At 56.2% G+C, this 21,217-nt stretch carries 16 protein-coding genes and 2 tRNA genes; 10 read left to right on the plus strand and 8 right to left on the minus strand.

Features of this window, described 5'->3' with window-relative positions:
• The 3 genes from pta to FCS96_RS14695 are packed head-to-tail and all read right to left on the minus strand — an operon-like array spanning nucleotide 1 to nucleotide 5,821.
• A complete protein-coding gene (gene pta, locus FCS96_RS14685; RefSeq protein WP_138441134.1) occupies nucleotides 1–2,163 on the minus strand; it encodes a phosphate acetyltransferase in 2,163 nt (720 codons plus the stop codon).
• A 25-nt stretch (nucleotides 2,164–2,188) separates the two neighbouring features.
• The gene (locus FCS96_RS14690) at nucleotides 2,189–3,382 is read right to left on the minus strand and encodes an acetate kinase (protein ID WP_138441135.1); all 1,194 of its coding nucleotides are present in this window, start codon (nucleotides 3,380–3,382) and stop codon (nucleotides 2,189–2,191) included.
• Nucleotides 3,383–3,403: 21 nt separating this feature from the next.
• Nucleotides 3,404–5,821, minus strand: a complete 2,418-nt coding sequence (locus FCS96_RS14695) for a bifunctional diguanylate cyclase/phosphodiesterase (RefSeq protein WP_138441136.1) — start codon at nucleotides 5,819–5,821, stop codon at nucleotides 3,404–3,406.
• A 237-nt stretch (nucleotides 5,822–6,058) separates the two neighbouring features.
• Between FCS96_RS14695 and ccoM the strand changes: the two genes are divergently transcribed.
• Nucleotides 6,059–6,211, plus strand: a complete 153-nt coding sequence (ccoM, locus tag FCS96_RS20315; protein ID WP_282103938.1) for a cytochrome c oxidase subunit CcoM — start codon at nucleotides 6,059–6,061, stop codon at nucleotides 6,209–6,211.
• Between the two features lie 21 nt (nucleotides 6,212–6,232).
• Here the strand turns inward: ccoM and FCS96_RS14700 are convergent.
• The 3 genes from FCS96_RS14700 to FCS96_RS14710 all read right to left on the minus strand — a co-directional run bounded on the left by FCS96_RS14700 (nucleotide 6,233) and on the right by FCS96_RS14710 (nucleotide 7,792).
• Nucleotides 6,233–6,308 (minus strand) — tRNA-Glu (locus FCS96_RS14700).
• A 121-nt stretch (nucleotides 6,309–6,429) separates the two neighbouring features.
• The gene (locus FCS96_RS14705) at nucleotides 6,430–7,332 is read right to left on the minus strand and encodes a TIGR01777 family oxidoreductase (protein ID WP_138441137.1); all 903 of its coding nucleotides are present in this window, start codon (nucleotides 7,330–7,332) and stop codon (nucleotides 6,430–6,432) included.
• A gap of 88 nt (nucleotides 7,333–7,420) precedes the next feature.
• Complete coding sequence (locus FCS96_RS14710; RefSeq protein ID WP_171040800.1) at nucleotides 7,421–7,792, minus strand: sirohydrochlorin chelatase; 372 nt, start codon at nucleotides 7,790–7,792, stop codon at nucleotides 7,421–7,423.
• 100 nt (nucleotides 7,793–7,892) lie between these two features.
• Between FCS96_RS14710 and FCS96_RS14715 the strand changes: the two genes are divergently transcribed.
• The 6 genes from FCS96_RS14715 to FCS96_RS14740 all read left to right on the plus strand — a co-directional run bounded on the left by FCS96_RS14715 (nucleotide 7,893) and on the right by FCS96_RS14740 (nucleotide 13,117).
• On the plus strand, nucleotides 7,893–8,495 hold the full coding sequence (locus FCS96_RS14715) for a DUF924 family protein (RefSeq protein WP_138441138.1): 603 nt from the start codon (nucleotides 7,893–7,895) through the stop codon (nucleotides 8,493–8,495).
• 133 nt (nucleotides 8,496–8,628) lie between these two features.
• Nucleotides 8,629–9,351, plus strand: a complete 723-nt coding sequence (locus tag FCS96_RS14720; RefSeq protein WP_138441139.1) for a murein L,D-transpeptidase catalytic domain-containing protein — start codon at nucleotides 8,629–8,631, stop codon at nucleotides 9,349–9,351.
• A 148-nt stretch (nucleotides 9,352–9,499) separates the two neighbouring features.
• Nucleotides 9,500–9,575 (plus strand) — tRNA-Gly (locus FCS96_RS14725).
• A gap of 136 nt (nucleotides 9,576–9,711) precedes the next feature.
• The gene (locus FCS96_RS14730) at nucleotides 9,712–10,506 is read left to right on the plus strand and encodes an MOSC domain-containing protein (RefSeq protein WP_138441140.1); all 795 of its coding nucleotides are present in this window, start codon (nucleotides 9,712–9,714) and stop codon (nucleotides 10,504–10,506) included.
• A gap of 8 nt (nucleotides 10,507–10,514) precedes the next feature.
• Nucleotides 10,515–12,452: an ATP-binding cassette domain-containing protein gene (locus tag FCS96_RS14735; protein WP_138441141.1), complete on the plus strand. Its 1,938-nt coding sequence runs from the start codon at nucleotides 10,515–10,517 to the stop codon at nucleotides 12,450–12,452.
• Complete coding sequence (locus tag FCS96_RS14740) at nucleotides 12,449–13,117, plus strand: DUF6901 family protein (RefSeq protein WP_138441142.1); 669 nt, start codon at nucleotides 12,449–12,451, stop codon at nucleotides 13,115–13,117. Before FCS96_RS14735 ends, FCS96_RS14740 begins: the two co-directional genes overlap by 4 nt.
• A gap of 58 nt (nucleotides 13,118–13,175) precedes the next feature.
• Here the strand turns inward: FCS96_RS14740 and FCS96_RS14745 are convergent, their stop codons facing one another.
• A complete protein-coding gene (locus tag FCS96_RS14745) occupies nucleotides 13,176–13,607 on the minus strand; it encodes a universal stress protein (RefSeq protein ID WP_138441143.1) in 432 nt (143 codons plus the stop codon).
• A 152-nt stretch (nucleotides 13,608–13,759) separates the two neighbouring features.
• Entirely contained in the window at nucleotides 13,760–14,578 is an 819-nt protein-coding gene (locus tag FCS96_RS14750; protein WP_138441144.1) for a hypothetical protein, read from the minus strand.
• Nucleotides 14,579–14,942: 364 nt separating this feature from the next.
• Here FCS96_RS14750 and fadB point away from each other — a divergent pair, with 364 nt between their 5' ends.
• The 3 genes from fadB to topA all read left to right on the plus strand — a co-directional run bounded on the left by fadB (nucleotide 14,943) and on the right by topA (nucleotide 21,183).
• Nucleotides 14,943–17,090: a fatty acid oxidation complex subunit alpha FadB gene (fadB, locus tag FCS96_RS14755; RefSeq protein WP_138441145.1), complete on the plus strand. Its 2,148-nt coding sequence runs from the start codon at nucleotides 14,943–14,945 to the stop codon at nucleotides 17,088–17,090.
• Between the two features lie 33 nt (nucleotides 17,091–17,123).
• On the plus strand, nucleotides 17,124–18,299 hold the full coding sequence (fadA, locus tag FCS96_RS14760) for an acetyl-CoA C-acyltransferase FadA (RefSeq protein ID WP_138441146.1): 1,176 nt from the start codon (nucleotides 17,124–17,126) through the stop codon (nucleotides 18,297–18,299).
• 250 nt (nucleotides 18,300–18,549) lie between these two features.
• Nucleotides 18,550–21,183, plus strand: a complete 2,634-nt coding sequence (gene topA / locus FCS96_RS14765; RefSeq protein ID WP_138441147.1) for a type I DNA topoisomerase — start codon at nucleotides 18,550–18,552, stop codon at nucleotides 21,181–21,183.
• Nucleotides 21,184–21,217: the final 34 nt, after the last annotated feature.

Below are 21,217 nucleotides of genomic sequence, written 5' to 3' on the forward strand. Positions count from 1 at the left end.
TCAGCCCCCCTTAGCGTCCTCAACCTGTTTGGCCTGGACCGCGGTCAGGGCAATGGTGAAGACAATGTCTTCCACCAGCGCACCCCGGGAAAGGTCATTGACGGGCTTCCTCAGGCCCTGGAGCATTGGCCCGATACTGACAACATTGGCACTGCGCTGAACCGCCTTATAGGTGGTGTTGCCGGTGTTAAGGTCAGGGAATACAAACACCGTTGCCTTGCCTGCCACCTTGCTGTCTGGTGCCTTGTTTTTTGCCACGCTCTCAATCGCCGCTGCGTCGTATTGCAGGGGGCCGTCGATGAGCAGATCTGGTCGTCTCTGCCGAGCTATCCTCGTAGCCTCACGTACTTTCTCCACGTCCTGTCCGGTTCCGGATTCCCCGGTACTGTAGCTGATCATCGCGACCACCGGCTCGATGCCAAAGGCCTCGGCTGACTCCGCGCTCTGAATAGCAATGTCTGCCAATTCCTCAGCATTTGGGTCTGGATTAATGGCGCAATCGCCGTACACCACGACCTGCTCGGGCAACAACATGAAGAACACCGACGACACCACTCGGGCGTGGTCGTGGGTCTTGATCAGTTGCAGGGCTGGCCTGACCGTGTTGGCCGTGGTATGAACCGCCCCTGAAACGAGGCCATCCGCTTGGTCCTGGGCTACCATCATGGTGCCCAGGACCACATGATCTTCCAACATGGCTTCGGCCATATCCGGTGCCAAGCCCTTGTGTTTGCGCAATTCCACCATGGGTGCGATGTAATCGGCCCGCACGCTGGCCGGGTCGATTACTTCGATGTCGTCGGGCAATGTTAATCCCTGTGAGCTGGCCACGTTTCTGATTTCGCCCGGGTTGCCAAGGAGCACACAACGAGCCAGGCCGCGCTGGTGGCAGATAATGGCTGCCTGCACGGTCCGGGGTTCGTTACCTTCCGGCAGCACGATCCGTTTGTTGGCGCGTCTGGAACGTTCCGACAACTGGTAGCGGAAGGCGGGCGGCGAGAGCCGGCGCTGGCGCTGGACTTTCAGGTGATTCTGAAGCCAGTCGGTATCGATCTGCGTGGCGACGGATTCCATGGCTCTCTCGATGCGATCGGGATCGTCCACCGGAATCGCAGAGGATAGATTTGCCAGCATGTGCGCGGTTTCATAGGTGTTGGTGTCTGAGGCCAGCACCGGCAGCCCGGTGTCCAGGGCGCGGCGACACAAATCAATAATACGAGAATCGGGCAACAGCCCGCCGGTCAGCAACAAGCCGGCCAGGGGCACTCCGTTCTGAGCCGCCACAGCCGTGGTGACCACAATATCCTCTCGATCCCCGGGAGTGACCAGTAGTGTACCGGGCTTGAGGGTGTCGGCCATGTTCCTGATCGACCTGGCGACGACGGAAACCGATTGCACCCGGCGACTGTGCATCTGGCCCTCGTTCAGAATTTGTATGTCCAGCTCTCGCGCAAGGTCTGAGACACGGGGCGCCAGCAACTCCGGCTGCCAGGGGATTTCCGCGAGCAACTGGAATCGGTTGTCGCTGAATACCTTGCATTCGCTGCGGTAATGGGCGGGGGATGTCTCTTCGTCAGTGCGTCGTTGGAGTGAGAGCCCTGAGAGCCCGTCCCGTTCCGGTTCGCCAACCTTGTTCAGGATCACGCCGATTACGTCCGGGTCTGAGGGATCGGCAAACAGCCGCGCAGAGAAGTCGAGTTCTTCATCTAGAGCCGCCGGGTCACTGCTCTTCGGTGAGCTGACGAGGATGACGTCAGAGCCCAGATTTCGAGCGACTTCGACATTCAATCGGGCGATGTAGGCTTCGGTCAGATCTGGAACCAGACCCTCAATGATGACCACGTCCACATCCTGTGCAACTTTCTGATATTCGCCAACGATGGTTTCCATCAACAGATCGGACTTGCCGCGATTCAGAAGGTGCTGGGCCTCTTTAAGTGTTACGGGGTCAGGTGGCTGGAGGTGGCTGCGGGCGCGAATAAACTCGACGGAAGTGTCTTTGCCGTTGTTGTGCAGCGTCTCGCTCCGATGAGCAGACTGCAGGAACGGCTTGTAGAAGCCGACACTGACGCCAACCCGCTCCAACGCTCGTAACAGACCCAAACAGACGGAGGTCAGACCGGAGTCCAAGGACGTCGGGGCGATAAACAGACTTTTTGCCATATAGAGATTCCTGGAATTGAAAGGATTACACCGGGCTGCTGGTGGCAAGCCGGGACGCCTCCCTCGCGATCACCAACTCTTCATCGGTGGGAATGACCAGGACGGGGAAACGGGAATCGCTGCTCTCAACCCGACCCTGGCTGTACGCCCCGTGGGCTTCATTCAGTTCACTGTCGATTTGGAAACCCATTAATCGGAGATGGCTGAGAGCCTGTTGTCGGACTCGGGCACTGTTTTCTCCAATCCCGCCGGTGAAGACCAGGGCGTCGAGCGAGGTCAGTGAGGCCATCATTGCGCCAACATACTTGGCCAGGCGGAAGCAAAAGATGTCGATGGCCAGGGCCGAGGGCTCGTGGCCATGGTCGGCGAGATCGCAGAGGGAGCGCATGTCGTTGGTCTGGCCAGACAGCCCCAGCAATCCGCTCTTCGTGTTCAGAACCTCGGTGATTTCTTCCGCGGAAATACCCTTGTCAGCCAGAAAGTCGAACAGGCCGGGATCCACGTCACCGCTGCGAGTGCCCATTACCAGGCCTTCCAGCGGGGTTAATCCCATACTGGTATCGACACTGATGCCATCCCGGATCGCTGTAATGCTGCAGCCATTGCCAAGATGGGCTGAGATAATGGATGTGGTTGCGGGCGTTCGTCCCAGTCTCCGGGCTGCCTCCTGGGCCATGAAAAAATGACTGGTGCCGTGAAATCCGTAACGCCTGACGGCCCAGTCTCGATAGTAAGCCTCGGGCAGGGCATAAAGAAACGCTCTGGCCGGCAGTGTTTGGTGAAACGCGGTATCAAAGACCGCAACCTGTGGCACGCTCGGGTACAGGCTTCGGGTTGCTGCGATTCCGGCGAGGTTCACCGGGTTGTGCAAGGGCGCCAGGCTGGCGCAGTCCTCAATGGCGGCGATGCTCTCGTCATTGAGTAAGGCTGCCTCACGAAACGTTTCCCCGCCGTGGACGACCCGGTGGCCAATAGCGATTGGATCGTTTGCCATGATGGCTTGATCCTTTAGGGCGTTAATCAAGGTGCTGAGGGCAGTTTCATGGGAAGCGCCGGAGGGCAGTTGCACCGGCTGTTCGCTCGCGCTGATTCGAGCAAAAGCATCGTTACTGTTCAGTCGTTCGGCAAGGGCGGAAGCCTGCTTGCGGTGTCGACTGTCAAAAACAGCCAGCTTCAGCGAAGAGCTGCCGCAATTGATAACGAGTAGGTTGGCATCCATGGTTCGATGGGTCCTGATCGATCAGATCTGTACGCGCTGGTTGGTCTTAAGCCATTCTTCAAATTCGGTGGCCGGAAGCGGACGGCTGTAGAAATAGCCTTGGGAGAAATCACACCCTTCGGCTTTCAGGAAGTGGGTCTGGGACTCATCTTCAACGCCTTCGGCAATCACGCGCAGTCCCAGGCTATGCGCCATGTTGATAATGGCCCGAACCAGTGACGCGTCCTCCGGCTCTTTCATGACGTCCTGCACAAAGGATTTATCGATTTTCAGGGTGTCGAAGGGGTAGCTCTTCAGGTAGCTAAGCGCTGAATACCCGGTGCCAAAGTCGTCAACTGACAGTCGAATCCCTTCCCGGTCCAGCAGACGAAGGATTTCGGCGGTTTCGATGGAGTTGTCCAGGATCAGCCGCTCGGTGATTTCCAGTTCCAGCTGTTCAGCAGCCAGGCCACTGTTTCCAAGCGCCTGCATTACCGCATCGGTAAAGTGCGGGTCCCGGAATTGGCGAGGCGACACGTTCACCGAAACGCCGATGTTGCGTCCGGTGATGTCTTTCCATTCGACGGCGGTTTTGCAGGCCTCCTCCAGCACCCATTCACCGATGGGGATAATCAGGCCGGTTTCTTCAGCCAGGGGAATAAAGCGGTCCGGCATGACCATGCCCATGGCGGGATTGTTCCAGCGCAGCAGCGCCTCGACCGCAACCAGATTGCCGGAATCGGTATGAACAATGGGCTGGTAGTAGAGTTCAAGCTCCTTGAGCTCAATTGCCCGGCGCAGGCGCGACTCCATTTGCAGGCGCTCATGGGAAACCTCGGTCATTTCCGGGGTGAAATGGGCGTAGGCACTCTTGCCCTTGTGTTTGGCCTGGTACATGGCGGCGTCGGCGTGCTGGAGCAGGGTGCCGCTGTTGTCGGAGTCAACCGGGAACACGGCGATACCGATACTGGTGGTGATGAACACTTCCTGGCCGTTCAGGATATACGGTGGCGAAAAGGTCTTCAGAATGCGATCGGCAACCTGTGAGGAAGCTTCGGGGCCAGTCAGTCCGGGCAGGATTACCAGGAACTCGTCACCGCCGAGCCTGGCTACGGTGCTGGTGCCGCGCAGGCAGCTGGAAATTCGACGGGCGGCCTCAATCAGCAAGTTGTCGCCGGCATCATGGCCCAGAGTGTCATTGATGTGTTTGAAATTATCGAGATCCAGAAACATCACTCCGACCTGAGTGTTTTCACGACGGGCCTGGGCAAGCGCCAGCTTTAGGCGGTCTAGCGCCAGCATGCGATTGGGTAGCCCCGTCAGGATGTCGTAGTTGGCCTGACGCAGCAGTTGCTGCTCGTAACGTTTTCGTATGCTGATGTCTTCGCCAAGAATCAGGTAGCCGGTGGTGGCGCCGCAGCTATCTTTGATGGGAGTGACGATCAGTTGCTCCCAGAAACGCTCTCCATTCTTACGAATGCTGTTGACTTCACCCTGCCAAACTCCGACCCGCTGAACCTGAAGCCGGATGGATTGCCAAAGGTGTCGGCTCTCCCGGTTTTCCAGATCATTTTCACTGAGTGCGCCCGGGTGCTTTCCAAGGATTGACGAGGCGTTATAGCCAGTCAGTTGGGTGAACTTCTGGTTGGCAAATTCGACCCGCCACTTTCGATCACAGATAAGGACAGAGGAGGGGCTTTGCTCAATGGCCTTGGAGAATTTGCGGATCTCGGCGGCATCCCGCTCCTGGCGGATCACGTCATCATTTAGGCGCTCCCGCATCTGGTTGATGGCGTCGGTTACGCGCCCCAGCTCATCACTCTCATTAGACGGAGTTATGGGCCGGTCCAGCTCGAGTGGTCGGGAAAGATTCGACAGGGAGAAATCCCGGGCGTAGTCGGCCATGGTTGAAAGATGGCGGGTAACGAAGTGTTGAAAGATCCAGATGATCAGGATTGAGACAAAAAAAGTTTTCAGGAACTGGGTGGCCAGAATGATGCCAACCTTACGTTCCATTTCCTCGTAGACGCGCTTGAGATCGGCCGTGACGGTAAGTTCTCCCAGCTCAAACATCTCGTCCCCCATATGAACGAGGCTAAAGCTGTGGGATCGGGTTTGAGTATCGCGCGGGATATCGCCCATGACCAACTCGGAATCCGGCTCAATGCGTAATCTGAGATGAACGATGTCGGGCAGGCTCAAGATGCCTTCCATCTGAGTCTGAAGCAGTTTCTGGTCCAGTGCCCAGAGGCTTCTGGCAAGGCTGGAGGAATAGCCGGCTTCGACAACCTCCATTCGGTTGTCGATCTGCGAAAGGTCCTTTCTGTAGTCCGAGTAAATCTGAATACCGGAGGCAATCAAGGTGAATACTGAGCTGAATAGAAGTATCCAGGCCAGCAGCCTGAAGGACAGGGGAGAGCCCTTTCGGAAACGTTGGAGACGCGTCGACAATTTTGGCATGCCGTGAACTTCTGCCATCCGGTCTGGTTTATAGGTACGTCAAAGCCGCTACCTGACCGACTATAGCAGTAGTTTGTTTCAACTGTCCCGCAAACATAGGAAAAATAGAGGGAAATGTGTGACGGTTCAGGAGCTATGAACATCGTTCAAAAGGCTCGGTTGACCTGAGTCAATGTCCCCATCCACTTGGTAACTTATTCTGGAGTCAGATTCACTAACGGTATGCGGAGAATTCAAATGTACTTGGATGCAGTTGTAATCGCAGGATTGGTAACGGTATTGCTGATATTGGGGTTTTTCGTCGGGGTCGCACTGTTTGTGGTGAGGGACCAGAAATTACATGGCCATAACAGTGCTGAAAATAATTCCTCAGACAAACCGCCCATGTAGGCAGAGCATGCTGAATAGAAATGGCGTCCCCTAGGGGGTTCGAACCCCTGTTGCCGCCGTGAAAGGGCGGAGTCCTAGGCCACTAGACGAAGGGGACGCAACGTTTTCAAAAGCTTGCCTCGTCGAGGTGGCGCGTATATTAAGTAAGGCTCAGGGGTGTGTCAACGATTTTTCTAAAAAAATTGAATTAAATTAGCCGTTCCCTTCGGCCGATCTCACTAACGCACAGAATCCTCAAGGGCTGCCCGAAGCTCTGGAAAGCGGAAACTGTAGCCTTGGTCAGTTAGCCGCGCGGGTTTGGCTTTTTGCCCCGTCAGTAATAGCCCCGCCATCTCACCCAGGGCAATCTTGAGCACCGGAGCCGGTGCCGGGAATAGTGTTGGTCGACGGACCACTTTTCCCAGACATCGAGTGAATTCGGCATTAGTGACCGGGTTGGGGCTGACCACGTTATAGGGCCCGTAGGCGTCATCGCTTTCGAGCATCCAGATAAGTGCACCGACAACGTCTTCCCGGTGCACCCAGGGCATGTACTGGCGGCCGTCTCCAAGCCTGCCACCCAGTCCCAGCTTGAAGGGTGTCACCATCCGCGCCAGAAATCCTCCGCCAGGCCCCGCGACGACCCCGGTTCTGGACAGACAAACCCGGACTTTGTCCTGTTCCAGGGCCAGGGCGGCATTTTCCCAGTCCCGGCAGAGCTGATGGGTAAACTCATCGCGGGGTTCAGTCTGCTCAGTTACCTCCGCGTCCCCTTGGTTGCCATAGAAGCCGACCGCCGATCCCGAAACCATCACCCGAGGAGGCTCTCCCCAGCTTCGAATCACATCGACCAGAGTTTCCGTAACTCCAATCCGGCTGTCTCTAAGCTCTTGTTTTCGCTTTTCCGACCAGCGTTTGTCAGCAATCCCTTCTCCCGCGAGGTTAATGACTGCATCGTAGCCTGGGTGGGAGCGGAGCTGATTAAGGTCTTGTATGGTTTCTACCCGTCCGCAAACCGCTCTCACATCATCAGGGCTCTGTCGGCTGAGTACCGTCAATTCATATCCCCTACCCAGTAACTCGGGGCACAGGACCTTGCCAATAAAGCCGGTGCCGCCGGTAACAAGAATGTTTTTGGTCATGGCCTTTGTCCTCCTCGCTCATCATCCTTCGAGGGGCGTCCGGTAATCAGGAGCGCCCGCTGAATAGGGGTGGTCGGTGCTCTGAAGCTCAGCTGTTAATGCCGCCCAGTTGATGCACAACCACTTCTTTAATGGCTTCGCCGAGTTGCGGGTTTTCGCCGATGGGCGGGGCTAGCTCAATGGTAACGCTGTGTGTCTCCTCGAGCTCTTTGATCATGGCCGGCACGTCTTTACGCAAATGTCGGCCCGCTGCCAGGAATAGTGGGACAATCGTAAACCTATGCACTCCGTCCTGAACGCCCTCTGCAACGATGTCATCCAGTGAGGGCTCGGCTAGCTCCATGTAGGCAATGCGCGAGTCGGCGACGGCGGTAAGGGTAGGGGTCGCGAGGTTTTCGAAAGTCTCGCACCAGCGCTTGTCACTACTGCCGTGTGCTAACAGAATAATGCGATTGCTCATCAGTGCTCCTGAGTCATCAGTTATCGGGTGTCTGTCGTCAACCTGCACAACCGTTTAAATGGCAGGTTCATAAACTTTAAAAATAGCAGGGTGTCAGTCTATGTTCGATTGGAAAGAGATTCTGGATTTCTGGTTTGGCGAACTGGATGCCGATGGCCTGTCCGATCGGGCACACAGAAACCGTTGGTTCCGGGCCGACCGCAAGTTCGATCAGGAAATCCGTCGGCGCTTTATGTCGATGGTGCTGTTCGCCTCGGAGCAGGGGCTGGAGCATTGGCGGAGTGAGCCGGGAGGGCTGCTGGCCGAGATCCTTCTGCTCGATCAGTTCTCACGAAATATCTTCCGTGGCGCTGGCATGGCTTTTGATCAGGACGCCCAGGCACGCAAGCTCTGCCGGCAGGCGATGGCGAAAGGTCAGGACATGGCGCTGCCGCCGCTTCAGCGGGCATTTCTCTACATGCCCCTGCAACATTCGGAGCGCATTGAGGACCAGCGAACCTCCGTGGATTGTTACGAGCAACTGGCGGCCTCAACGCCTGGCCTGTTGGGAGACTTCCTGCAGAGTTTTGCACAGTCTTCCCGGGATCATATGGCAATTATTGAGCGGTTCTCGCGATTCCCTCATCGTAATAAAGCGCTGGGGCGTACCTCAAGCGACGCCGAAAAAGAATACTTGGCCGGTGGCAGGACATTTGGTCAGTGATGTCCGATTTCTTTCCAGTTTGTATAAAAAATGTACATGATTCCCCCTTCGCCGGAATAGCTTGATAGAATGCGCGACTGTTTTGATGTGGGTGCGCGCATCGTGTGCCCGGAATGATTTGGGGAAAATTCGGATGTTTAATGCAGGGCGTTTTTTGCGTTCCGGGCTTCTTTTGGCTGTTTCAATCGTGATTTCGCCGCTCTCACAGGGCGCTTCTTTGAATGACGATTTGCTACGTCGGATGTCGAAGGCGGCGCCGGAGCTCGATCCCGTCGTACTCGAAACCGCGTTCAATGCAACCCGGTGTGCGGTGTTCTCCGGTGTTGAGATGCCGCAACGCCTGGCGGTGATCGATTTTTCACTGCCGTCCAGTCGCGAACGTTTGTGGATCTTCAGCCTGGAACAGGGGGGGCTGGTGCTTCGGGACCTTGTCGCCCATGGCAAGAATTCCGGGAATTTCGAATCCACAGCCTTTTCCAATGTCGAGGGGAGTTATCAGTCCAGCATTGGCCTATTCCGGGGCAGTGAATCCTATTATGGCAAACATGGATATTCCCTGCGCCTGGACGGATTGGAGCCGGGCTACAACGATCAGGCCCGGCGTCGCGCCATTGTTATTCATGGTGCGGACTACGTGAATGAGTCGTGGGTGAACAAGTATGGCAGGATCGGTCGCAGTCATGGTTGCCCCGCGGTTGATAACCAGGTGATCGAGCGGGTGGTGGATAATCTCAAGGGCGGCCAACTGGTCTTCAAGTTCTACCCGGATCAGGAATGGCTCCATAGTTCGGAATACCTGAATTGTGGAGGTGGTGCAGTGGCCGGTAACGCTGGTGGTCATGGCGAGCAGGGCTGATCGATCAGCATTTGGTCAGATTGTTCGCTCTTTAAACTGAGTTTGCGCAGAAGAGGAAAAACATCGAAAAACTTGTGAAAAAGAGGTTGACGGACAAGCTCCGATCCGTAGAATACGCCTCCGTTGTCGGCATGAACCGAACAGCATTGCGGGAATAGCTCAGTTGGTAGAGCACAACCTTGCCAAGGTTGGGGTCGCGAGTTCGAATCTCGTTTCCCGCTCCAGATTTCAAAAAACCCGGTTTCGGAAGAAACCGGGTTTTTTCGTTTCAGGCCGCAGCAAGTTCGGCGTTACCCTCCCTGGTCAGTTATAATCGCCAGCCTTAAAGGCGGTTAATAAACAGGATGGGAGCGCCAGCGCATGAAAGTCCATTCTCTCTGGGTGTATCCGGTGAAATCCCTGGCCGGTATCTGTGTTGATGAGCTTGAGCTGGACGATTTTGGTCCCGCCGGCGATCGTCGGTGGATGATTGTTGATGAAGAAGGTCACTTCGTAACCCAGCGTTCCCATCCAGAGCTTGCCAATATTCGGGTTTCGCTGGCAGATGGGCAGGTACAGTTGGGCATTCCCGGGCAGGGTAGTTTTACACTGCAGCCAACTGATGAGCGCATAAAAACTCTGGTCTGGCGGGACTGGGCCTCAGCGCTGCTGGGGCAGACCGATGCCAGTGAAGCACTGAGCCGCTTCTGCTCCAAGTCGGTCCGATTTGTCTACATGCCCGACGATTCTTTTCGGCGCGTGGATCCGGAGCGGGTGTCGGATCGGCGCCGAGTCAGTTTTGCCGATGGCTTTCCGCTTTTGGTCACCAATCTTGCGTCCCTGGAAGAGCTGAACAGCCGATTGCACGTGCCCGTGGAAATGCGCCGGTTCCGGCCCAATGTTGTTGTCCAGGGCGTGGCTCCCTGGGCTGAGGACCACTGGCGTGAGCTGGATGTTGGCGCCAGCAGGCTCAGCCTGGTCAAGCCGTGCTCTCGTTGTGTCATGACCACGGTCGATCCTGATCTCGGGGTAAAAGACCCGGCAACACAACCGCTCAAAACCCTGTCTGGCTACCGGCGAACTGCAGACGGGGTCATCTTTGGAATGAACGCCATTCACGACTCGGCGGGTCGGATTCAAGTTGGCGATCCAATCACCACGATCAAAACGGAGTAATACGCAACGTGCCATTGTTAACACTGGATGCCCTGTCTCTGGCTTATGGAATGCACCCACTGCTTGACCAGGCGTCACTGATCGTGGAGGCCGGTGAGCGGGTGTGTCTGCTAGGCCGCAACGGCGAAGGTAAATCAACGCTGTTGAAAATTGTCAGTGGGCAAGTGGTTCCCGACGGCGGCCTGGTTCGATTGGACGATGGTGCCGTGCTGGCGGTTCTGCCTCAGAATCTGCCCACACACGACACCCGCACCGCCTACGACGTTGTCGCCGGTGCCTTTCCAGAGACCGGTGAACTGCTGACCGAATTCCACCGGCTTTCCCAGCAGGCCGACGAGAGCAGTCTCGACCAAATGATGAAGGTGCAGGAGCGCCTTGAGGCTCTGGACGGTTGGCTCCTGGATCAGAAGGTGACCACCATTCTGGGACAATACGGCATCGACCCTGACCGGCAGCTGGACACCCTGTCGGGAGGCTGGCAGCGACGCGTGTTGCTGGCACGGGCCTTGGTTGCCGAGCCGGATATTCTGCTGCTGGATGAGCCCACCAACCATCTGGATGTGCCGGCCATTGCCTGGCTGGAAGAGGCGCTGGGCCAGTTCCGTGGCGCGATGCTGTTTGTCAGTCACGACCGGGCATTCATTCGCCGCATGGCGACCCGGATTGTGGAATTGGATCGCGGCAAACTCGTCAGCTTTTCAGCGACTTATGACAAATACCTAGAGTTGAAAGAAAAGGCACTCGAGGAAGAGGAGCGCCAGAATGCGCTCTTCGACAAACGCTTGAAGCAGGAAGAAGCCTGGATTCGCCAGGGTATCAAGGCCCGCCGCACCCGTAATATGGGGCGGGTGCGCGCCCTGAAGGCGATGCGTGAGGAGCATCGGCAACGCCGGACTCGTGGCGGCACGGCAACCTTTGCGGTCGAAGACGCGGCGCGTTCTGGCAAGCTGGTGGTGGAAACCCGGGATGCCGGATTCGGGTATCAGGCCAGCGCCGACATTATCCGGGATATGAACCTGACCGTCCTGCGCGGCGACAAAATCGGCCTGGTTGGTGAAAACGGCACTGGCAAAACCACGCTGGTGCGGCTGTTGCTCGGAGACCTGGAAGCCACTGAGGGATCGATCCGCCTGGGTACCAATCTTCAGGTTGCTTACTTCGATCAGCTGCGTGGCGAACTGGATCTGAGCAAGAACGCACTGGACAACCTGTCGGAAGGGCGTGAGTTCATCGATATCAATGGTCAGAGCAAGCATGTGTTGGGCTACCTGCAGGAATTCCTGTTCACGCCTGAGCGTGCCCGGTCTCCGGTACGGGTTTTCTCCGGTGGTGAACGGGCTCGCCTTCTGCTGGCAAAACTGTTCAGCAAGCCAGCCAACATTCTGGTGCTGGACGAACCTACCAACGATCTGGACGTCGAAACGCTGGAGTTGCTGGAAGAGCAACTGGCAGAGTTCAAAGGCACCGTCATCGTCATCAGTCACGACCGGGAATTCCTTGATAACGTCGTAACTGAAACCGTGTTCCTGGATGGCTCCGGGCGGGTGCGCGAGTATGTTGGTGGCTACAGTGACTGGCGTCGGCAGGGCGGATGCTTTCCATCTGAGGCTGGCGGCAATCGGCCAGACAAGCAGGATAAGCGCTCCAAGAGCGGGGCTGACGAGAAAGTGGCTCCGTCACCGTCCAAACCTGTGGGCCAGTCCACACAATCGAAACCCGCTAAGCTGAGTTACAAGCTTAAACTTGAACTTGAGGAATTACCGGGGAAAATCGAGGCCTTAGAGCAGGATATTGCTCGGCTGCAGACTACAGTTGCAGACTCAGACTTTTACTCTGGTCCACCGAACGATGTCTCAGCCACGCTTGATGAGTTGACGGACAAGGAAACCCGTCTTGAACAGGTGATTGAGCGGTGGATGGAGCTGGAGGAACAGGCGAATCAATGAATGTAAATTACAGTTTCAGGTTTCAGGACGGGCGTACGGTTGAATTCAAGGTAACCGATCAGCCGGCAGTGCCGGCGCCGAAGCAGCCGTCCTGGGTCAAGTTGGAGCATTGCCAGTGCTCCAACTGCCCGCTGCGATCCAGCGATACCGAGTATTGCCCGGCCGCAACGGAAATATTGCCCGTTGTGGAGGCGTTCCAGGCCGATGACGCCTATCAGAAAGTCGATGTAACCGTGACCGATGAGCGTCGTGCCTACGTGAAGCAGACCGCTCTTGAGGAGGCGCTCAGATCGTTGTTGGGGCTCAAGATGGCCACCAGCGGTTGCCCTGTACTTGCGGAACTGAAGCCTATGGCGATGCATCACCTCCCGTTCGCCAATACCGACGAGTTCATCACGCGCAGCGTGTCCCATTACCTGTTGCAGCAATACTTCGCCAAGCGAAACCATGAGGAGCCGGATTGGGATCTTAAGGGGCTGGTGGAGCGGAATCAGCGCCTGCAGTTGGTTAACCAGGCGTTGTGGCAGCGAATCCATTCGGTCTGTAAGGGCGACAGCAATCTCAAGGCTTTGCTGAACTTCTTCTCGATGGCCTCCAGTGTGAGCTTCTCTCTGGAAAGCCAGCTTCGCAAACTCGAAGCCAAAATGGGCGGCGAGCTGCACTGATCGGCTCAGTGCGCTGCCGCAGTTTAATGGCCCTGATGGTTTTCTTCAGGGGCTGGCCCTAGTTGATTCTCACCGCCAACACGTCGCATTCGGTGCCGTGCAATACCCCATTGGCGGTGGAACCCAGCAAGAGCTGGAAACCTTTCCTGCCGTGACTGCCAACGATGATCAGGTCCACTTCGTGTTCCTTGGCGAGGCGGTGAATCTCTGATTCCGGACGGCCAACGGTAACCACCTGATTGGCTTTTGGTATGTCGTACTGGTCTCCATAGCCGGCAAGTTGATCATGGGCGGCCTTGTCGAGTTGATCCTGTAATTCCGTCAGGTCCATGGGGATATCGCCACCGTAGGCGTAGCCGACCGGCTCAACCACATGAATTAGTAGCAATTCAGCGCCGTGGGCCTCACAGACTGCTTTGGCCTTGTTCAGGACCTGTGGCGCCTCCTCTGTCAGATCGATAGCAACAAGCATTTTGCTGTAAGCGGACATTGCGTCACTCCTTAATGCCGGACATAGCTTCAGAATAGTAGGTCTATTCTGATCCGAACAGTGTAGTTGGTAACTGATGCACATCAATGAACGGCAAGAAATTCAGGAGGCTGGCGGGCTGTGGTGCGCCCGCCAGGTTTAGAAAGAAGGGGTCAGGCGTTGCCTTGCAGCAGGGTAATCGTGGTTGCAAGCCCTTTGAGGATACCTTTTGAGTATCGGTCAATCACAAATCCAACGTTCTTTTCGTTGTAGTTGATGTAGGAGCCGCGAATGAATTCCCACTTGGACGATACATCACCCATGATCTCCTTCAGCTCGGCACCGGCGTCACCCCGCATGACGGTAGCCAGTAACTGGTCGAACTCCCGGGCCTGTTCGTCCAGCGGCTTTTCAGTAGCGGAGCCTTGGAAGGTTTGAGAAACCGACGAATTGGTGCGCACCGAATACTTGGCCATCATCTGGGCCATCTTTACTGCCGCTGATCGGGCCGCCTCAACCCTTGGGTTGGTCTTGGTTTGCACGTTTTCCTGGGCAACCTGATAAAGGTCTGTTGCCAGGTTGTTCATGGCAAGAGCCTGATTGGCCATATCGGATACCAGGCGCAGGTCGGGGTAGCCAGTCTTTCGAACGTCATTGATGTTGCTGCGCATCAGGGCCTTGAACTGATCAAACTCCTGGTTCAGGCCTTCGATCTGTTCGGTTGAGAGCACGCCGCTGGTGCTTTTTATAATGGTGTTCATCGCATCGTTGGCCGCATTGATGCCGATGACGATCTCGTTGAGGGTGTCGGTGTCGCCGCTGCCGCTGAACCGGTAGTAGGCATCCAGGGCCATGTAGTTGTTGACGCGGAATTCGTGCAGTTCTGACAGAAACCCTCCCCCTGTTTCCTGGGCGCGGGCACCCAGAGAGGTCAGTGCGAGCAGGATCAGTGCGGCTACCAGGGAGCGAACTCTCAGGCGGGTGTCTTCCATCGGATGAGTCTCCGTAATGCTGTTTTATTATTGTGGACTAAAGTCGCAGGTCGAAGTTAAAGTAACTTCGCTGGCCAAGCAAGCGGTTTTGGCCGCTGCAACGGCGGTAACTGTAAACAAGTATCAAATCCGGGAGTTAGCGTTCCGGAGTCTGTGGCCGGCGCCCACTTTTCAAATCCGTCGCAAGAAACAAATTGACAAACGCCCGTTTTTTTTTCATCGTGTGCCCTCGCGATTCAAACGACTGTATGAATTTTGGATCGAATGATCGGGCAGTGACCGAAATCTCGCTGCACAAACAGTCATCGCACCGCAACGTGTGGATGACTGGAAGCAGTTCCTAACACAGACTGGAGATCAGTTGATGATTTACGAAGGTAAAGCCATCACGGTTAAAGAGATCGAAGGCGGGATCGCTCAGTTGAACTTCGACTTGCAGGGCGAGTCAGTCAACAAGTTCAACCGTCTCACTATCGAAGAACTGGGTGCCGCAACTGACGCAATTAAAGCGCAAAAGAATCTGAAGGGCCTGGTCGTAACCAGTTCCAAAGACAGCTTTATTGTTGGTGCCGACATTACCGAATTCACCGAGCTGTTTGCCGGTTCGGAAGAGGATCTGGTAGCCAACAACCTGAAGGCCAACGAAGTATTCAACGCCGTTGAAGACCTGCCATTCCCAACTGTTACCGCCATCAATGGCATGGCACTGGGTGGCGGTTTCGAAATGTGTCTGGCCACCGATTACCGGGTTATCGACAAGACGGCCAAGGTTGGTCTGCCGGAAGTGAAGCTGGGTATCTTCCCGGGCTTTGGCGGCACAGTGCGTCTGTCTCGTCTGGTCGGTGTTGATAATGCCGTTGAGTGGATCAGCGGTGGTACCGAGAACCGTGCCGACGCTGCTCTGAAAGTCGGCGCAGTTGATGCCGTTGTGGAATCCGACAAGCTGGTCGCCGCTGCCGTTGGCATCATCAACCAGTGCAATGAAGGCAAGCTGGATAACCTGGCGCGTCGCGAAGAGAAGAAGGGCAAGATCAAGCTGAATGCCATGGAAAGCATGATGGCCTTCGAGATCTCCAAAGCCTTCGTTGCTGGTAAAGCCGGCAAGAACTACCCGGCTCCGGTTGAAGCCATCAAAGTGATGCAGAAGCACGCTGGCCTGACCCGCGACAAAGCCATTGAAGTTGAAGCCAAGGGCTTTGCCAAGATGGCCAAGACCAACGTGGCGGCTTGCCTGGTTGGTTTGTTCCTGAACGATCAGGAGCTGAAGAAGAAGGCCAAGGCGTGGGAAAAAGAAGCCAGTGACGTCAACCTGGCGGCCGTGCTGGGCGCTGGCATCATGGGTGGCGGTGTCGCTTTCCAGTCTGCGCTGAAGGGTACGCCGATCGTCATGAAGGACATCAACCAGGACGGCATCAAGCTCGGACTGGAAGAAGCCAAGAAACTGCTGTCCAAGCGCGTAGCCAAAGGCAAGATGGACGCCAGCAAAATGGCGGACGTTCTCAACAGCATTACGCCGACCCTGAACTACGGTGATTTCAAGAGCGTAGACCTGGTCGTTGAAGCGGTTGTTGAGAATCCGAAAGTAAAAGACGCTGTACTGCGTGAGACCGAAGATGCGGTTCGCGACGATACAATCCTGACGTCCAACACCTCCACCATTTCCATTGACCTTCTGGCCAAGAACCTGAAGCGTCCGGAAAACTTCTGTGGCATGCACTTCTTTAACCCGGTGCACATGATGCCGCTGGTTGAGGTTATCCGTGGCGAGAAGACCAGTGATCGCGCTATCGCGACCACCGTTGCCTACGCCAAGGCCATGGGCAAGACTCCGATCGTAGTCAACGACTGCCCGGGCTTCCTGGTTAACCGGGTACTGTTCCCGTACTTCGGTGGCTTTGCTGGTCTGGTCCGTGACGGCGCCGACTTCCAGAAAGTCGACAAGGTCATGGAGAAGTTTGGCTGGCCGATGGGTCCTGCCTATCTGCTCGACGTAGTCGGCATGGATACCGCCAAGCACGCCAACGAAGTTATGGCTGAAGGCTTCCCGGACCGCATGAAGGACGAGAGCAAGTCCTCCATCGACGTAATGTTCGAGAACAACCGCTACGGTCAGAAGAATGACAAGGGTTTCTACAAGTATGAAACCGACAAGAAGGGCAAGCCCAAGAAGGTTGTAGATGAAGAAACCTACAAGCTGCTTGAGCCTGTTGTTCAGGGTAAGAAGGACTTTGATGACGAAGACATCATTGCCCGGATGATGATCCCGCTGTGCCTGGAAACCGTTCGCTGCCTGGAAGATGGCATCGTTGAGGATCCGGCTGATGCGGATATGGGTCTGATCTTCGGTATCGGCTTCCCGCCGTTCCGCGGTGGTGCCCTGCGCTATATCGACGACATGGGTGTAGACGCATTCGTCGAGCTGGCAGACAAGTACGCAGACCTTGGTCCTCTTTATCACCCGACCGAGAAGCTGCGTGAAATGGCCAAGACTGGCGAAAAGTTCTTTGGTTAACCCTGAACGAGATTTCCGAACGGAGACAGATCTATGAGCCTTAATCCGAGAGACGTTGTCGTCGTCGATTGCGTGCGGACTCCGATGGGTCGTGCCAAGAACGGTTGCTTTAGAAACGTGCGCGCCGAGACTTTGTCAGCTGCGCTGATCGAAGCACTGTTTGAGCGCAACCCGAAGCTTGACCCGAAAGAAGTAGAAGATGTGATCTGGGGCTGTGTAAACCAGACCAAGGAACAGGGCTTTAACGTGGCTCGGCAGATTTCCCTGCTGACCCGTGTTCCTCACGAGTCTGCTGCCCAGACCGTCAACCGCCTGTGCGGTTCGGCCATGTCCGCCATTCATACCGCAGCCCAGGCTATCCAGACTGGCAATGGCGATATGTTCCTGGTGGGTGGTGTCGAGCACATGGGGCACGTACCCATGACCGAAGGTTTCGACCACAACCCGGCGGCGTCCAAGTACTCAGCCAAGGCCTCGAACATGATGGGCCTGACTGCTGAAATGCTGGCCAAGATGCACGGCATCAGCCGCGGACAGCAGGATGAGTTCGGTGCCCGGTCTCACCGCCTGGCCCAGGAAGCAACCGTAGAAGGTCGCTTCAAGAACGAAATCGTGCCGATCGAAGGTCACGACGAAAATGGCTTCAAAGTGCTGATCGAGCATGACGAAACCATCCGTCCTGAGACCACGGCCGAGTCCCTGGGTCAGCTGCGTCCGGCGTTTGATCCGAAGAACGGCACCGTGACTGCGGGTACTTCATCACAGCTGACCGATGGCGCTGCTGCCATGGTGCTGATGTCCGCAGAGCGTGCCGAAGCCCTGGGCCTGAAGCCGATGGCCCGGATTCGCAGCATGGCGGTTGCCGGCTGTGATCCCGCGATCATGGGTTACGGTCCGGTTCCGGCTACCAAGAAAGCCCTGAAGCGCGCAGGCCTGAAAGTTGAAGATATCGACTTCTGGGAACTGAACGAAGCGTTTGCGGGTCAGTCTCTGCCGGTTCTGAAGGACCTGAAGCTACTGGGCGTAATGGAAGAGAAAGTGAACCTGAACGGTGGTGCGATTGCCCTGGGCCATCCGCTGGGCTGTTCTGGTGCGCGAATCTCCACAACCCTGTTGAATGTTATGCAGGCCAAAGGCGGTAAGCTTGGTGTTTCCACCATGTGTATCGGTCTGGGGCAGGGCATCGCAACGGTGTGGGAACGTCTCTAATCTGCTCAATACGTTGAGCAAGAGCGTTCCAGGAAGGCCCGGCACCATGCCGGGCTTTCCTATTTATAGTCTGGCAAAAAAGCAGGGTGTAAGTGAAATAATGGGTTGTCTTGCTATTCTTGACCCTGTAAAACAGTGGGCTTACACAGAATAGCGGCTATTTTGTTCTTTCTAGCCGACTGATTTTGCAGCGAGTTTACGGTTTGCTGACGAATTGACCGATTTATCGCCAAGGATACAGATCTCCGATATGGGAAAAAGTCTCGTAATTGTCGAGTCACCTGCGAAAGCGAAGACCATCAACAAATACCTGGGCTCCGACTTTATTGTTAAGTCGAGCGTCGGGCACATCCGTGATCTTCCCGTAAGTGGCAGTGGGTCCCAAACCGATCCCAAAGAGCGGGCCCGCCAAGCGGCGGCAACCCGAAAGATGGCCCCGGAAGAAAAGGCTGCGCACAAAAAGCGTAAGGCCCGTGAGCAGCTGGTTGCAAGGATGGGTGTTGATCCCGACAAGAACTGGGATGCCCGGTATGAGGTGTTGCCTGGTAAGGAGAAGGTGGTCAGCGAGCTGAAACGGCTGGCGAAATCTGCGGACCACATCTATCTCGCGACGGATTTGGATCGCGAGGGAGAGGCCATCGCCTGGCATCTGCAGCAGACCATCGGCGGTGAACCTGAAAAATACCGTCGTGTTGTCTTCAACGAGATCACCAAGCGAGCCATCCAGGACGCGTTTAAAGACCCGGGTACCCTCGATAACAACCGCGTTAATGCCCAGCAGGCCCGTCGTTTTCTCGACCGTGTGGTTGGCTATATGGTGTCGCCCCTGTTGTGGGCAAAGCTTGCCCGCGGCCTTTCTGCCGGCCGGGTGCAATCCGTTGCGGTGCGGCTGATTGTCGAACGTGAGCGTGAGATCCGGAAGTTCGTACCGGAAGAATTCTGGCAGTTGCACGCCGATCTGGCGCCCGGCAAGTCCGAGCCTGTGCGGTTTGAAGTAACCCGATACGACGACAAGCCTTACCGGCCGGTGAATGAGCAGCAGAGCAATGACCATGTTGCCCGGCTGGAATCTGGCAGCTTCAAGGTTGCCAAGCGCGAAGACAAACCGACCAAGTCGCGGCCCTCCGCTCCGTTTATTACCTCAACCCTGCAGCAGGCAGCCAGTAACCGGATGGGTTTCAGCGTCAAAAAAACCATGATGCTGGCCCAGAGGTTGTATGAGGCGGGTTTCATTACCTACATGCGTACCGACTCCACCAACCTGAGCCAGGACGCCGTGACCAACTGCCGGGAGTTCATCCAGAAGCAGTTCGGTGAGCGTTACCTGCCCGAGAAGCAGCGGGTGTATGGCAGCAAGGAGGGTGCCCAGGAGGCGCACGAGGCCATCCGTCCGACTGAGGTTAGCCGTCGTCCGGCGGATATCAGTGGTCTCGAAAAGGATGCGGAGAAGCTTTACGACCTGATCTGGCGCCAGTTCATTGCCTGCCAGATGGCGGATGCGGAATTTCTCAGCACCTCCATTGTGGTCGCTAATGGCGATTACGAGCTCCGTACCCGGGGCCGGATCATCAAGTTTGACGGCTTCCTGAAAGCGGCACCGCAGGCGTCCAAAAAAGACGAAGACGTGGCTCTGCCGGATATCAAGGTAGACGAGGTTCTGGACCTGAAGAAGCTGGATCCGAGCCAGCACTTCACAAAGCCCTCGCCGCGTTACACTGAGGCAAGTCTGGTCAAAGAGCTGGAGAAGCAGGGTATTGGCCGGCCCTCGACCTATGCATCGATCATTTCCACCATTCAGGATCGTGGCTATGTCCGGCTGCAGAACCGCCGATTCTACGCTGAAAAGATGGGTGAAATTGTCACCGAGCGCCTGTCCGAGTCGTTTCCGAATCTGATGGATTTCGACTTTACCGCCCGGATGGAAGGCGAGCTGGACGAGATTGCCGAAGGCGATGTCGAGTGGAAGAAGGTGCTCAATGATTTCTACGGCAAATTCCGGCAGCAGCTGGAAACCGCAGAGAGCTCTGAGGACGGTGGCATGCGCGCGAACGTGCCAACGGAGACCGATATTCCTTGTCCGACCTGTTCTCGCAATATGCAGATCCGGGTCGCTAGCACAGGGGTCTTCCTGGGCTGTTCCGGTTACTCGCTGCCGCCCAAGGAGCGTTGCAAAACCACCATCAACCTTACCTCAGGGGATGAAGTGGTCAGCGCTGACGAAGATGTCGAGGGTGAGGGCGAAACCCGATTGCTGCGCAAGAAGCGCCGCTGCGCCAAGTGCGGTACCGCGATGGACAGCTATCTGATCGACGAAACCCGGAAGCTGCACGTGTGTGGCAACAATCCGGACTGTTCTGGCTTCGAGGTCGAGCAGGGCACCTTCCGCATCAAGGGCTATGATGGTCCGACGCTGGATTGCGACAAGTGCGGTTCTGAGATGCAGCTTAAAACCGGGCGCTTCGGCAAGTACTTTGGGTGTACAAGTGATACTTGTAAAAATACTCGTAAGCTGTTGAAAAGTGGTGAGCCTGCGCCGCCGAAAATGGATCCGGTGCCCATGCCGGAGCTGCAATGCCAGAAGGTGGATGACACCTACGTACTGCGTGATGGTGCCTCCGGGTTGTTTCTGGCTGCGAGCAAATTCCCCAAGAACCGGGAAACACGGCCGCCGCTGGTAAAGGAAATCAAGCCGCATCGCGACGAGATCGACCCCAAGTACGAGTTCCTGATGAAGGCGCCGGAAGCGGACCCCGAGGGCAATCCAACTGTTATTCGCTACAGCAGGAAGTCCAAGGAGCAGTACGTCATGTCTGAAAAGGATGGCAAGGCGACGGGTTGGTCTGCCTGGTATGTGAACGGGAAATGGCAGCCTAAAGAAAAGTAGTCAGTAACTGCCGCTGATCTGAGTGATCGGCAGT

The sequence above is a fragment of the Marinobacter alexandrii genome (genome assembly GCF_005871205.1).
In the GTDB taxonomy this organism is placed as follows: domain Bacteria; phylum Pseudomonadota; class Gammaproteobacteria; order Pseudomonadales; family Oleiphilaceae; genus Marinobacter; species Marinobacter alexandrii.